At 41.0% G+C, this 13341-nt stretch carries 9 protein-coding genes; 7 read left to right on the forward strand and 2 right to left on the reverse strand.

The annotated features are described in order from the left end of the window. Positions 1 to 163: 163 nt before the first annotated feature. A complete protein-coding gene (locus tag MKX60_RS16355; protein ID WP_341060406.1) occupies positions 164 to 1624 on the reverse strand; it encodes an alpha-L-fucosidase in 1461 nt (486 codons plus the stop codon). A 122-nt stretch (positions 1625 to 1746) separates the two neighbouring features. Here MKX60_RS16355 and MKX60_RS16360 point away from each other — a divergent pair, with 122 nt between their 5' ends. Further along, positions 1747 to 2577: an AraC family transcriptional regulator gene (locus MKX60_RS16360; RefSeq protein WP_341060408.1), complete on the forward strand. Its 831-nt coding sequence runs from the start codon at positions 1747 to 1749 to the stop codon at positions 2575 to 2577. 63 nt (positions 2578 to 2640) lie between these two features. Here MKX60_RS16360 and MKX60_RS16365 read toward each other — a convergent pair whose 3' ends face one another. Continuing rightward, positions 2641 to 5754 (reverse strand): glycoside hydrolase family 2 TIM barrel-domain containing protein, encoded by a 3114-nt coding sequence (locus MKX60_RS16365; protein WP_341060410.1) that lies wholly within the window; start codon positions 5752 to 5754, stop codon positions 2641 to 2643. Between the two features lie 116 nt (positions 5755 to 5870). Between MKX60_RS16365 and MKX60_RS16370 the strand changes: the two genes are divergently transcribed. From MKX60_RS16370 to MKX60_RS16395, 6 genes are all read left to right on the forward strand, one after another. Continuing rightward, entirely contained in the window at positions 5871 to 6692 is an 822-nt protein-coding gene (locus MKX60_RS16370; protein WP_341060412.1) for an AraC family transcriptional regulator, read from the forward strand. Positions 6693 to 6898: 206 nt separating this feature from the next. Beyond that, a complete protein-coding gene (locus tag MKX60_RS16375; RefSeq protein ID WP_042187039.1) occupies positions 6899 to 7804 on the forward strand; it encodes a hypothetical protein in 906 nt (301 codons plus the stop codon). A gap of 197 nt (positions 7805 to 8001) precedes the next feature. Continuing rightward, positions 8002 to 10383 (forward strand): alpha-L-arabinofuranosidase C-terminal domain-containing protein, encoded by a 2382-nt coding sequence (locus MKX60_RS16380; protein ID WP_341060414.1) that lies wholly within the window; start codon positions 8002 to 8004, stop codon positions 10381 to 10383. Between the two features lie 411 nt (positions 10384 to 10794). Then, positions 10795 to 11082: an ArsR/SmtB family transcription factor gene (locus MKX60_RS16385; protein WP_149644052.1), complete on the forward strand. Its 288-nt coding sequence runs from the start codon at positions 10795 to 10797 to the stop codon at positions 11080 to 11082. Positions 11083 to 11209: 127 nt separating this feature from the next. After that, positions 11210 to 12220 (forward strand): LacI family DNA-binding transcriptional regulator, encoded by a 1011-nt coding sequence (locus MKX60_RS16390; RefSeq protein ID WP_042187045.1) that lies wholly within the window; start codon positions 11210 to 11212, stop codon positions 12218 to 12220. A 176-nt stretch (positions 12221 to 12396) separates the two neighbouring features. After that, positions 12397 to 13338 (forward strand): ABC transporter permease, encoded by a 942-nt coding sequence (locus MKX60_RS16395; RefSeq protein WP_042193674.1) that lies wholly within the window; start codon positions 12397 to 12399, stop codon positions 13336 to 13338. Positions 13339 to 13341 lie beyond the last annotated feature (3 nt).

The following is a 13341-nucleotide window of genomic DNA, read 5'->3' on the forward strand; positions in this document are numbered from 1 at the left end:
AATCATTCTCGACGAAAACTATCATAAATTAAAGTCTCCTTTTACTCAATGGACAAAACACATTAAGGCTATTTGATTTGTACAAGCCTATTGTTCTGACGTGGCTCAAAAAAGTCCTAATGTAGAGTAACTACATTAGGACTGCTGAGAAAACTTTTTTATCTTAATCTAACTCAATCCGTAAAACAACCGGAGCCTCACTGTGGACAGTGGACGTATAAATGGTTAATGCCTCATCTGTTCTTTCCCAAGTAGGCCGTTCATCAAATCCTAAGATATGGATATCTTTTATTATCCCATGGAAGTGGGTGGACTTTTCTTTAAGAGATTGGATATGAACGATCCCTTTCTCTGGATATACAAGAACGGTTGCATAAAGACAACTTCCTTTAACTGTAAAACGGATATCTTCACTAGTGAAAATCTTTGTGGTTCCATCCGTAAACTGACCTTCGATGATCTTAGTAGGGCCTTCACCGAAGGTGCGCCAGTAGGTCGTATCATAGATCGCTTCACCATTTACTTTTAGCCAATCACCAATGGTAAGAAGAATCTCCCGATCCTGAGCGGGGATGCTTCCGTCTGCCTTAGGTCCTATATTGAGCAGGAGATTGCCGTTTTTACTTACGATATCTACTAAATCTCTGATGATCTCCATGGCAGACTTATAATCATTATCCGCTGTATAACACCATGAATTTTTGGCTACAGCTGTATCCGTCTGCCAGAAATAAGGCTTAAGCTCGGAGAAAAGTCCTCTTTCAATATCTGGTACAGCTGAGCCGAACATAAATGCATCATGCTTATAATTGATTGCAACCGGAGTCCCCCATTCATCTCCCTTATTGTAATAATAAGCGGCGAACTTTTTGAGATAGGGTTTGAAGGCAGCTGTATGAATCCACCAATCAAAGTAAAAGACCTTCGGCTGATAATTGTCCACCAGCTCACAGCAGCGAATTAACCAATCCTCCAGAAATTCTTGATTCGGCGGAGAGCCGAATAAATCTTGATGATCGGGCTCGGGCATAGATGGCCAATAGAAATCTCCGCATACAAGCGGTTCTTGAATATCGGAATCAAATTCCTTTCCATGTGATAGGAAGAACCAGTGCTCTGCTCTATGGGAAGACACACAAAACTCTAACTCTTGCTGCTCGAAAGCAGTCTTCATTTCACGTATGAAATCCCGTTTAGGGCCCATCTCATATGTGTTATAATGGGAATATTCGCTTTTATACATTTGAAAGCCGTCATGGTGCTCTGCTACAGGCATCACGTATTTGGCACCAGATAATTTGAAGAGATTAGCCCATTCCTCAGCGTTGAACTGCTCAGTCTTGAACAAGGGGATGAAATCTTTATAGCCAAAATCTTTATGTTCACCATAAGTAGCAATGTGATGCTCATATTCGCTTGATCCCTGTATATACATGTTTCGGGAATACCATTCACTAGCGAAGGCCGGAATCGAATAAAGACCCCAATGAATGAAAATGCCAAACTTGGCTTTCTCATACCACGTCGGTACTTGAAATTGACTTAGTGAATCCCAATCGTCTTTGAATCTTCCATTTGAAATGGTATCGTCGATCACTTTTAAATACTTGCTTTTATCCATCATGTTGTGTTCATCCTTTCAAACGCTTATTTCTTACCTTCATTGTAGTGATTAGATGTAGGAAACAAAATGTAGGACATTAACTTTTAGATGTACAAAACTAACCTGATAAGGCGGAGTAAGGGATGGATAACCATGTTTTGCTTACAAATTATTTATCCAATTTAAAGGTTGATTTATTTATGGCTGATTACAATCTTTGTGGCCGTGACTGGAGAGATCTCGACTATACACCAGACTATAGTAAATTTTATTTTATTTGCGATGGGGAGGGTTGGTTAAAGATTGGAGATCGGGAATATTATCCGAAGCCTGGTCAGCTTTTTTTAATGCCTGAGGGAGTTAATCAATCTTATTCTTGCATAAGTGATCAACCCTTTGAGAAGTATTGGTGCCATTTCAGCGCAAAAGTCGGAGATATAAATCTATTCAATATGATAGAGTTAAGTCATGTATGCAGAGAAGTAGATCCTCATGTAATCCAAGAGATATTCAGCAGCCTAACGAGTCATATGAAATCTGATAAGGTGTATGCTCATTTGTTAGCCAAAAGTAAGCTAATGGAGTTATTTTCTTATTTTATTATGAACATAGATGTAGACGAAATCACCTTTAAAAATCTAAGCTCCATCGAAAAATTAACGAAAATATTAACGTACATAGACGCTCATATCGAGCGAAATATCACCATACACGAGCTTGCCGAGATTGCGTACATGCATCCCAACTATTTTATTCGGCTATTTAAACAGCAAATCGGAGTTCCACCCATTCAGTATATAACCAGAAAAAAGATAACTAAGGCCAAGGAGCTATTGAGGAGCACGCAACGTTCTGTCGGTGAGATTGCCCATGATCTCGGTTTTAGTGATCTTTATTATTTCTCCAAACAGTTCAAAAAAAATGTTGGACTGAGTCCTTCGGAATTCAGACAAGGAACAGTAGTGCTGAAATAAATAGAACAAGGCCGTCTTGTTTGGTAGAAACCAACCAGAGACGGCCTTTTTTAATAGATGAAATTAGAGAAGAGAAAGGGTGAAACGGAATGCATATGGGCGATTAGCCGGTAGAGTGAACTCTTCGTGGGTTGGTGCACCCCAGCTATCGTCACCCCCAACTCCCATTTGCTTGTAGTTGACTCTCAGTACGCTTTTGTTCGAGACTGGCAATTTATATACGTGATCATGTGCTTCCAATTCCTCGGGTTTCCAAGGCAGAGCATTAATCTCCATAGGGATTGCACTATCAAAATAAAGTCCTGATCCGTCGTTGCCATCTGTAATCGAAGCAAATCTGACATCCGTCTTATTGCCGCACTCCTGCGGTCTAAGATAAGGGGTGAACTGGTCACTGACTTTGCCCGTATAGCGGCCAAGTGGTGCTCCAGTCTGTCTATCCCAATAATTCTCATGGGGTCCGCGGCCGTACCATGTAAGGGTATCGAGTCTTCCAGCAAGCACGAACATCATTCCGAACTCAGGAATTTCTGGTAGATCGCTACTACCCGGATTCAGTTCTTGCAGGATCTCTAAAGATCCGTCAGGGCGAATCTCATACTGAACAAGAAGGGTGGAATACGGATTCGTTGGCAGAAGGTAAGTGGTGGAAACGAAACAGAGATTTCCTTCAGTTCTATATACCATGCTCAACAGATTCCGCTCATTAGAAGCCTGCTTCCACACTGCACAGCGCTTTGGCAATCCATTGCCAAGATCATTATCCGTGACCGCTCTCCAGAAGTTAGGTCTTACGGGCTCAAGCAGATGTTCTTTACCGGCAGCATGGTATGAGTTTAGCTCACCAGTTGTTGTATTAAAGTTTAGAGTGAAATTCCCACCCTGTACGGTCAATGCACCTTCATGTTCCTGCACATGTAACGTTCCATCCGTTGTCTTTGGAGCCTTTGTCACGATACGCGGGGACAGAATGAACTGTTCCCAAGCGATTTCGTGGTCAGCATCAGCCCAAGAAGTTTCTGAACGCTGAATAAAGGAGAGATTCAGAATAGCTTCATGATCACCTCTATGTGAAATCAGTTCATAAGGGATAGTGCATTCAACGATTTCTCCTGGTGCAGCAGAGATTTGCAGCAAACCTTCTTGCGCAGTTACTCCGTCTAAAGCAACTTCCCATTTAAGTTCGTATTGTTCAATGTCGGTAAATAAAAAGTTATTACGAATCTGAAAGAGACCTTCACGGATATTTAAAGCAGTTACTTTAATATTTTGATAGCATTTTTTGACCTCAAATAGCTTTGGAGTAACCGAACGATCGGCAAAAAGTAATCCGTTTCCGCTAAAGTTTCCATCATGTGGCGACTCACCAAAGTCACCTCCATATGCTAAATATGAGACACCTTCGGATGTTTTGGTTCGGATGGCCTGATCCACCCAATCCCAAATAAAAGCACCTTGAAATACATCGTACTTGTCAAACATATCGGTGTATAGGTGTAATCCACCGCAAGAATTCCCCATAGCATGGCTGTATTCGCAGATGATGTAAGGCTTCTGAGGATGACTTAGCGCATATTTTTCAACATCGTGCGGTTTAGCATACATAGTCGACTCTATATCACTAGCTGCTTCTGACTCTCTGCAATGGAAAATTCCTTCATAATGAACAGGTCGTGTTGGGTCAGCTTCTCTGAGATAGTCATGCATGGCGATAAAATTATCCCCACCGTAGGACTCATTCCCCAGTGACCAGATGATAACCGAAGGATGGTTCTTGTCTCTTTGCATCATGGAGTTGCAACGGTCAATCACATTGGCCCGCCATTCTGGTTTGCTAGCAGGTACATTTCCCTCATGTATACCTTGTTGCCCATACTGCCAAGTACCGTGTGTTTCCAGATTGGTTTCATCGATAACGTAAAGTCCGTATTCATCACAAAGCTCATACCAAACAGACTGATTCGGGTAGTGAGAGGTCCGAACCCCATTAATATTATGTGTTTTCATCAGTTTGATATCTCGGATCATGTCGTCTTTGGATAGCGCACGTCCTGTGTCACAAGAGAACTCGTGCCGGTTAACGCCTTTAAGTACGATTCTTTTGCCGTTGATCTTCATAAGTCCGTCCTTGATCTCAAAGGTACGGAATCCGACCTTACAGCTGACCGTTTCAGTAGTGTTTCCTTTATCGTCAATCATGGAGAGAACCAATGTATACAGATACGGTGTCTCAGCACTCCATTTATAAGGATCTTCTACATGCTCAGAAAGCTTGAAATGCTGAACGCCCTCTTGATCAATGGAAGTGACTGTAGATACTGGTGACTCCCATAGAGGTTGATCCTCTTTATTGTATAGCTGCATATGGAGTGTATAAGGGTTTAGTTTCTCGTTAAAATAATTCTCTACTTTGATGTCTACGTTTAAATCCGCATGTACGAAAGCTTCATCTAGCTCGGTTTTAACGAAAAAATCAGCAACATGAACGGAAGGGGCCGTGTACAGATAGACCTCCCGAAAAATACCGCTAAGCCGCCAAAAATCTTGATCCTCCAGCCAACTGGCATCACACCAACGATAGACCTCGACAGCTAGTTTATTATCACCAGCAATTAAATAAGGGGTAATATCGAACTCGGAAGGTGTAAAGGTGTCTTCACAGTAACCGACCCGTTCTCCGTTTACCCATACATAGAAAGCGGATTCAACCCCCTGAAAGCTAAGGTATACAGGCTGACCGTTCCAAGATTCAGGTACAGTAAAGGTTCGGATGTACGAGCCTACGGGATTATATTTTGTCGGAGCAAAGGGGGGCTTGAGATCAGGTTCAGATTCCGCCCAAGGATATCGGACATTCGTATATTGCGGGTAATCATACCCATGGAATTGCCAGTGCGAAGGTACAGGAATCGTAGCCCAATTGCTGGAATCGAAATCAGCTTTATAGAAATCCACGACCCGTAGATCAGGTGTTTCGGAAAAAGAGAACTTCCAAATACCATTAAGCGTTTTGTAGTATGGCGAGGTTTCTTTATCTCCCACCAGGGCTTGCGTTAGATTGCTATAAGGGATCATGGAAGCATGTGCATCCAAGCGATTTAGTTCGAAGATTTCCGGATTATTATTCCATTCTGGATAACCGTTTGCAGGAGGCTGGTAAACAAATTTTGCTCGCATGAGTAAATCTCCTTTATAATAGTGATGTTATTATATTCATATTATAAATTGGAGTAATGGTAAGAGATATAAAAGATTTTTCATCCAGTATAACAAAATATGAAACGAGTGATCAGATGGAGAGTAAAATAATCTTTTGCCAAACGGAAGATACGAATATGCTGCCGCTGTATGCTACAACCATTGGATTTTGGGAGCATCAGGCAGAAACCTTACGTCCTACCGGATTTCCAGATTATCAAATACATCATATTCACGAAGGCAAAGGCGAACTTGTCATTCAGGAGAAGCGATATATTGTGGGTTCAGGGGATGTATTCTTTTTGTTCCCGAATATTACGCATTCGTATGCCCCAATCAGCAGTAAGTGGAAGCTGTCATGGATTTCATTCAATGGTAGAGAAGCCGGTCAAATGCTGCTGTACGCAGGAATCCGCGAATCAGGCCCTGCAAGGTTGAAGGAGGATAAGTGGCTAAATCCTTTAAAAGACATGCTCAACTTGTCAGATAGTAATGAACTGGAAACGAATCTGGAACGATCCAAACAACTATACGCGCTGCTGCTGGATTTAAAAAGCAACCTAGTTTCTCCTCTAAACGAGGCTCTTGAATTGGAGCGAATTAAACCGGTGTTGCGACATATAGAAAGGAACCTTCATAGGACCCTCCCATTAAAGGAACTTGCGGAGGTTATTGCAGTGTCGCCACAGTATTTATGCAGGCTTTTTCAAAAAACAATTCATGATCGACCTGTAACCTATATCAACAAGCAACGTATAAACTTGAGTAAACAGCTAATGTTCAATGAACGAGATAAAAAAATGTATGAAATTGCTCAGTTAGTGGGCTTCGAAAATGCCAGCTACTTTTGTCTAGTGTTTAAGCGGTTGACTGGAATGAGTCCAGAGCAATTTAAACAGCTGCATGGTTTGGACTAGAGAGATAGAGTCGCCTCTTGGACTTATGATAAACGCTTACTTGTTAGCGTCTAGCACTCCATGATATAGTTTAATTGAGTTCATATGTTGTTTATTTCACGAATTCGCTCATTCTCTTGCATAATTAGTATGTTCACCTGAAATCAATACATAGAACCAAATTTTCGATAAGATATCTAGTTAAGCATCAGGAAGGAGTCATCAATTTGAATGAGAAGTTAAAAGAGGCATACGAACGTTTGGACTTGCCTGTAGACATTACCCGGGAGGAACTGAATAAAAAGTTTGATTTGCACTTGAAACGCCGTAAATCAAATTCCTCAGAAACTGAGGCTGCAGCCTATGAAGAAGAATTTCTGGCTTACAAAACGATCTTAGACGGCTTAGATCAGCAGGAAATTCAGGAGGCAGAGGACAAGCGGCTAGAGAAATGGGGAGCATTTTCCGGCATAGCGCGTAAATCGGAGAATTTTTTTAGGCTATACAAAGTCCATACATTTGTATCTATCGTTGTGCTGTTAGTGCTAATCTTTGGAGGTAACGCTCTTTATAATCAATATCAAGCCAAAAAATATGAAGCTTCTCTCCCGCCAGTGGATGTAACTATCATGTTCCTAGGAAACTATGAATCTCAAGATCCATCAGGTAAGGATGAAGAGCTTAAACAAGAGATCGTCAATCGTTATCCAGCTTGGAAGCGGGTAAAGACGGAAGTCGTATACCTTCCCTCAACAGGTGGAGAAGGTGGAGGCGCGTTAGATATGACTTATATCCAGCGCGCGATGGCGATGCTGGCGGCGGATCGTCCGAATATTCTTATTTTGGATGATGCTACTTTTGATTGGATTGGACAACAGCAGGGACTTAAGAATCTAGAGCCGTTTGTTAAATCAGCGGGACTTCCTCTAGATGATATTCGTTTGAAACGTATAAAAAATACGGAGAACGGTGAAGAATGGATCACAGGCGTAGATATCACAGATACGAAATTTGCTACAGACCTTCCAATTCATTCACGGAAGATGATCATTGGGGTGTTTGGAGAAGATGAAGATAAGAACAAATCAACTGATTTTGTTGAGTTCTTAGTAGGGCAAATGACTGCCAAATAAATGAGTAGGTATAAATGGACCTGTGTTATAAAGGCCGATGTTGTATGGATTCTCATACGATATCGGCTTTTTTGTTGTACATTCGAAGCATCTGAATTGACGAATGTGAAGTGAACTCACTATAATGATTCATATAGATGTGAACTAAGTAATATAAATATAAACTAAACTGAATTTGACAAGGGAGTGATGAAAGAATGAAGACAGAAGGAACTCTGACAATACATACACAGAAGCGTGGTGCAGCATTAGGTGATTTATTTGGAATCTTCTTTGAGGATTTAAATCATGCGGCAGATGGTGGACTTTATGCTGAGCTAGTTCAGAATCGATCCTTTGAATTTGATCCGATAGATCGGGCCGATTATCATGCGTTAATGGCTTGGGAGCCTGTAGAACGTGGAGATGGGAAAACCGTAATCACCGTGGAGGATAACGAGCCTTTTAATGATCGTAATCCACATTATGTTGCCATTGATATTGTGGCTGAAGGTGACGGCGTTGGGTTGATGAATCTGGGATTCAATAGTGGTATTCCGGTAAAAGAGGGCGAGAATTATAAGTTCTCGGTATATGCTCGTCGGGAGACAAGCTTTGACGTACCCCTTATCGTATCCATTGAAAGTACAAATGGTATCATTCATGGTGAAGCGGAAATCGCTGTGAATCACTCCGAATGGACTCGATACGAAGCAGTTATTAAGTCTAAGGCTACAGATACTAGTTCACGTCTTGTAATCGTTACCAAAGGCAGCGGGAGGGTATATCTGGACATGGTTTCTCTGTTTCCGGAGAAGACCTTTATGAACAGGCCTGGGGGCATGCGTGAAGATATTTCACTGTTGCTCGCCGACTTAAAGCCTAAATTCATGCGGTTTCCGGGAGGTTGTCTGGTACATGACGGTTCCTTAAATCCAGATGACAGAGATTCTATGTACAGATGGAAGAATACAATTGGGGATGTGGCACAAAGGCCGGCAAGGCGGAATAACTGGTCCTACAATCAGACGCTTGGGTTAGGATACTTTGAATATTTTCAGTTCTGTGAGGATATTGGAGCTAAGCCGATTCCCGTTCTTCCGGGCGGCTACGATCCGCATCATAAACGTATGGTGCCGCTGGGTGAATTAACACCCTGGGTTGAGGATGCACTGGATTTGATCGAATTTGCCAATGGAGACATTTCATCGAAGTGGGGAAGGATACGTGCGAACCTTGGTCACCCGGAACCTTTTGGGCTAGAGTATATCGGCATCGGCAATGAAGAGGTAGGTGCACCCTTTTTCGAGAGATATCCATACTTTCATCAAGCCATTAAAGAGAAATATCCGGATATTAAGGTCATTAATTCGAGCGGTCCATTCTCTGCTGGTAAGGAATATGAGCGGGGCTGGACATCGGCAAAAGAGAATAAGTCTGATCTTGTAGACGAGCATTATTACTGTACACCTGAATGGTTTCTGGCGAATCATCATCGTTATGATGACTTTAAGGCGGATGAACCGAAAGTATTCTTAGGTGAATATGCTTCATGGGGCAATACCTATTATAACGCATTAGTGGAAGCAGCTTTTATGACGGGACTTCAGAACAACGCTCATGCGGTTGGTTTGGCATGTTATGCTCCTATGCTCTGCAATGTGGATTATATCAACTGGAAGCCGGATCTAATCTGGTTTAATAATCATGAAGTGTACGGAACTGCGAACTACTATGTTCAAAAGCTATTCATGAACCATCAGGGAGATCAGCTACTGGAGATAAAAGCGAACGGCTTCACAGTACCTGAGGAACGCAAAGCTGAAGCGATCACAGGAGCGATTAGCTTGGGTGTGGATGCATCCGCTGCTCGATATTCAGAAATCACACTGGTCAACAATGTTACGGGAGAAGTGAAGACGTATTCTGAGTTGTCAGAAGAAGTATCAAACCTGCCTGATCCTGCTCAGAACGGAAGGGCCAAACGAACACTAGAGCTTGGAGAGACGGAGTGGGAGAGCTATACCTTGAATTTTAAGGCTACTAGAACCGCAGGGAATAAAGGGTTTGTGTTCTATTTTGGTAAAGCAGATGATCAGAATCATTTGTATTGGGAACTAGGTGGCTGGCAGAATCAGGATTCCATTGTGGCATCAATTATTAACGGGAGAAACTCTGTACTTACACATTCTATGTTTACTGTTGAAACAGACGTAGAATACGATCTGAAGCTAGAAGTATCAGACAGACATATTCGTACTTATATTAACGGAGAGTTGATCAATGAGACGGAGGACAAACTTCCGGTCATCGAACCGCTGTATTACACAGCAAGTATGGAGGATTCCACAGGGGATATCATTCTTAAGACAGTGAATGTACAAGATAACAGCGTTTCTGCTGAGATTATATTAGAAGAGATGGCAAAAAAGGACTTGTCCATCGAAGTATATGAACTGTCGGGATACCAGCTTAAGGATGAAAATAACTTCGAGAATAAAGAGCTTGTCTCTCCTAAGCAAACCAATTTTACGACGATGGGCAGCAGTTTTTCTTATGAGTTCCCTAAACAATCCGTGACGATTTTTAGAATAAAATAAAAACTAAAAACGCCCCTCTGAATCCTTAGTGTTAAAAAGGTTCAAAGGGGCGTTTATGTCCGGTTGTATAGCTGTTCACCCACAGACGTTCACATTCTAGGATATTCTCGGTCATGATAGGTGCAATATCATTAATAGCTGGCCGATGCAGACCATCTTTACACGGTTCACATGTTCTAGTAATGTAATGAGACAACAGCCACGACCAGTGTTCTTCTAGTGTGTATACATCTTCGAACTCTAATTTTCTTCTTGCTCTTTTTCTTAGCTTGAATATAATCACAGGTAGTAGCTACACTGCATCCATACTTATCTCGCTTATGTTAAATTAATGATTAATATTATTATTAACTAAGAAATTGATTTGTGAATACATAAAAATACTAATTCAAAGGCATAGGAGACAATAAAATGCACTTAACTACAGATACAGAATCGCTTCGAGTCTATGAAGCACTTGCAAGTGAAGTCAGGTTAAGGATTATCGAACTACTAGACAGAAAAGAGATGCATATTAAAGAACTGGCTGCCGAGCTCTATCTAAGTAGTGCGATGGTTAGCACCCATGTTGCCAAGCTGCAAAAAGCAGGCCTGATTAACTCTAAAATGAGACGTGTGGATGGAGGGACATATAAGTATTGCTCACTGTCTACGAACTGCTTGCAGATTAAATTATCAGGATCTCGGGGAATCTGCTAATCAGATATTGTGAATGATACGAAATAGAGAATTAATAAAAATAAAAAAACATATTGTAATGAAAACGTTTTTATGATAATTTAAATTTATAAAAACGTTTTTATTTGTAAAGGAAGATTGAATCGTTATGGAAAAGGTAACTATCAAAGACGTTGCTAGAGAGGCTGGAGTATCCATTTCTACAGTTTCCAACGCACTAAATGACGTTGATGTATTAAATCCGGAGACCAAATCACATGTGCTTAAGGTCGCGAAGCAATTAAATTATGTTCCAAACCTAAATGGCAAGCTCCTAAGAAACGGAAAAACTAAAATGCTAGGTTTTTTCACGACAAGTGTAGCGGGCCCGTACTTCTATAAGCTGGTGGAGTCCATGTCTCGTGAATGTGATCGGTTAGGTTATGGTTTAAATGTATTTGTTACAAAGGATAAACAAGTAATTATGAGCAATATTCTAGGCCGACGTGTGGATGGTGTCATTATCTACGAAGAGCTGAGAATAGATGAAGAAGAAATTGCCGCAATGGTGAAAGACAAGATCAAGGCTGTGTTTCTGGATCGACCACTTAAGAATGAAACGATGGGAAGCGTAATCTTTAATTCGTTTGAATCTGCTTACGAAGCAACTAAATATTTAATCAGTCTGGGACACAAGAAAATTGCTTACATATCTGGTGTAGATGAGATGTATGACAGTGTTCAGCGGAAAGAAGGATACTTGGCCGCCTTGCGTCAATATCAGCTTCCGACGAACGAAGAGTATATTATCCAAGGATATTTTGAGGAAGAGAGCACCTATAACGCTATAAAGTCTCTAGTTCATTTAAGTCCTGAAAAAATGCCTGATGCTTTTTTAGCGGGGAATGATTTGAGTGCCATTGGATGTATTCAAGCTTTGAAATCGAATGGATATGAAGTCCCGTTGGATATAAGCGTTATGGGGTTTGACGATATTGATATCGCGCAGTATTTCTCACCGCCATTAACGACGGTAAGAAATCAAATCGCCAGACAAGGTATTCTATCCATAAATCACCTGGTTCGCATGATTCAGAAGAAGGAACAGGGCGAAATGATGAAACTGCCAGGTGAACTAATTGTACGTGGTTCTACTCAAGTGAAGATTGATCGGTACTAACGCTTTCAAGAAGGGCAACAAGATAGTATCCGATCATTTTTATAATTTTATTGCTTTTAGGAGGTTTTTTTTAAAAAGAAATAAAAACGTTTTTATTGTTATGGGGATCATGATTTGGAGGGGAGAAGAAAAACGTGGATAAATTAGCCGTAGTGCCAGTGAACGGGAAGAATCCAATGAACAGTAAGAAACCTATGGGACAGAGGGTCAAAGAATTTGTGATTGATTATAAGAGGCAATGGGAGATTCAGTCCATGGTCATCCCGGGAATCATTTTTATGATTATCTTTTGTTTCATTCCTATTTACGGATTAACGATTGCTTTTAAGAGCTACACCGTAATAGACACGCTCGATTCTGCACCATGGGTGGGGCTTGATAATTTCAGAATTATTTTATCAGACAAATATTTTTGGGATGCTGTAGTCAATACCTTGGGGATCAGCTTTCTGAAATTAGCTATAGGTTTTGTTATTCCAATTATTCTATCCGTCATGATTTATGAATTAAGCGGTGGACGCTTTAAGAAAATAGTACAAACAATCTCTTATTTACCACACTTTTTGTCCTGGATCGTTCTGGGCGGGATGTTGATTGCTTGGTTCTCTTCCTCCGGTATGTTTAATGAAATCCTGCTCAATTTGGGGATCATTTCGAAACCGGTAAATATCTTGCTTGATGCGAACAAGTATTGGTGGATTGCAACGTTATCGGATATTTGGAAAGAGGCAGGGTGGGGAACGATTTTATACTTAGCCATCATGTCCAAAATTGACCCTACTTATTATGAAGCTGCCAAAATAGATGGGGCAAGTCGTATGAGACAAATTTGGAATATTACCCTGCCTAATATGAAGCCAATTATCAGTTTAAATCTGATTCTGACTGTAAGCGGTTTATTAGGATCGAATCTGGATCAAACATTGGTCTTGATGAATTCTCAGAACCGTGCCAAAGCAGAGGTAATCAATTCTTATGTGTATCGTATGGGTATGACGCAAGGTGACTTCTCTTATGCTACTGCTGTTGGTTTAGGTGTCTCCATTGTTTCTGTGATCCTACTGATTAGTGCCAACAAAGTGTCCAGCAAATTAAATGATAATCAATCAGTTCTGTAGAAG

The organism is Paenibacillus sp. FSL R5-0914 (assembly GCF_038004525.1).
Lineage (GTDB): Bacteria > Bacillota > Bacilli > Paenibacillales > Paenibacillaceae > Paenibacillus_AQ.

Excerpts from the sequence above, each read along its gene's own strand:
- MKX60_RS16355 (WP_341060406.1), bottom strand. The coding sequence starts at position 1,624 with ATGATGGATAAAAGCAAGTATTTAAAAGTGATCGACGATACCATTTCA.
- MKX60_RS16360 (WP_341060408.1), top strand. The coding sequence starts at position 1,747 with ATGGATAACCATGTTTTGCTTACAAATTATTTATCCAATTTAAAGGTT.
- MKX60_RS16365 (WP_341060410.1), bottom strand. The coding sequence starts at position 5,754 with ATGCGAGCAAAATTTGTTTACCAGCCTCCTGCAAACGGTTATCCAGAA.
- MKX60_RS16370 (WP_341060412.1), top strand. The coding sequence starts at position 5,871 with ATGGAGAGTAAAATAATCTTTTGCCAAACGGAAGATACGAATATGCTG.
- MKX60_RS16380 (WP_341060414.1), top strand. The coding sequence starts at position 8,002 with ATGAAGACAGAAGGAACTCTGACAATACATACACAGAAGCGTGGTGCA.
- MKX60_RS16385 (WP_149644052.1), top strand. The coding sequence starts at position 10,795 with ATGCACTTAACTACAGATACAGAATCGCTTCGAGTCTATGAAGCACTT.
- MKX60_RS16390 (WP_042187045.1), top strand. The coding sequence starts at position 11,210 with ATGGAAAAGGTAACTATCAAAGACGTTGCTAGAGAGGCTGGAGTATCC.
- MKX60_RS16395 (WP_042193674.1), top strand. The coding sequence starts at position 12,397 with ATGAACAGTAAGAAACCTATGGGACAGAGGGTCAAAGAATTTGTGATT.